Below are 732 nucleotides of genomic sequence, written 5' to 3' on the forward strand. Positions count from 1 at the left end.
CCAGCCGTTGCCGAGGGCGGCCAGACAACCCCGCTGCAGCGCCGCCTGGGCCGGATCACCGGTGTCGGGCCAGGAGGTGATGAACAGATAGCTGCCCGCGGGCAGCGCCGCCACCAGCTCGGCGATCAGGTCGTTGGGGCGCTCGTCGTCGTGGAAGTGCATGAGCAGTCCGATGATCATCAGGCGATCGGCCGGTCGAAGTCGAGCATCCGCACCACCTCGGGGTGGTGCAGGATGCCCTGCGGGTCCGTGAGATCGGCGGTGACGACGGTGGTGGTGTCGTTGGTGGCCAGCAGCGCCCGGCCGTGCGCCAGCACGATCGGGTCGTTGTCGACATAGACCACCCGCGCGTCGGGGCTGATCTCCTGGGCGGCCTCGTGGGTGTTGCGCTCGGTGGGCAGCCCGCTGCCGATGTCGAGGAACTGGTCGATCCCGGCGGCGCGGGCCAGGTACTGCACGCCGCGGATCAGCGCGTTGCGGTTGTCCCACCCGGCCTCGTAGGCCTCGGGGATCTGCTCGGCGAAGAGCACGGCCGCGTCGCGGTCCACCTGGAAGTTGTCCTTGCCGCCGAGAAGCGCGTCATAGACCCGGGCGATGGACGGAGCGGACATATCGATTTCCGGGGGGACACCCGCCCCTTTTCCGGACGGGCTCTCGGGGGAAGTCGCGTCATCGGCAGCACTCATCAGCGGAACCCTTTGCACCTGTTCGGGGGACCAAAGGGATATCGTA

At 68.6% G+C, this 732-nt stretch carries 1 protein-coding gene and 1 pseudogene; both read right to left on the reverse strand.

Annotation, left to right across the window (positions count from 1 at the left end; all coding sequences use genetic code 11):
* A pseudogene (locus VS93_RS33145) lies at positions 1-180 on the reverse strand (SAM-dependent methyltransferase); the annotation flags it as partial.
* On the reverse strand, positions 180-732 hold a 553-nt coding region (locus tag VS93_RS33150), incomplete at its 5' end, for an SAM-dependent methyltransferase (RefSeq protein ID WP_338022810.1). The pseudogene VS93_RS33145 and the gene VS93_RS33150, both read right to left, overlap by 1 nt.

This window comes from Allosalinactinospora lopnorensis (genome assembly GCF_000981225.1).
Lineage (GTDB): Bacteria > Actinomycetota > Actinomycetes > Streptosporangiales > Streptosporangiaceae > Allosalinactinospora > Allosalinactinospora lopnorensis.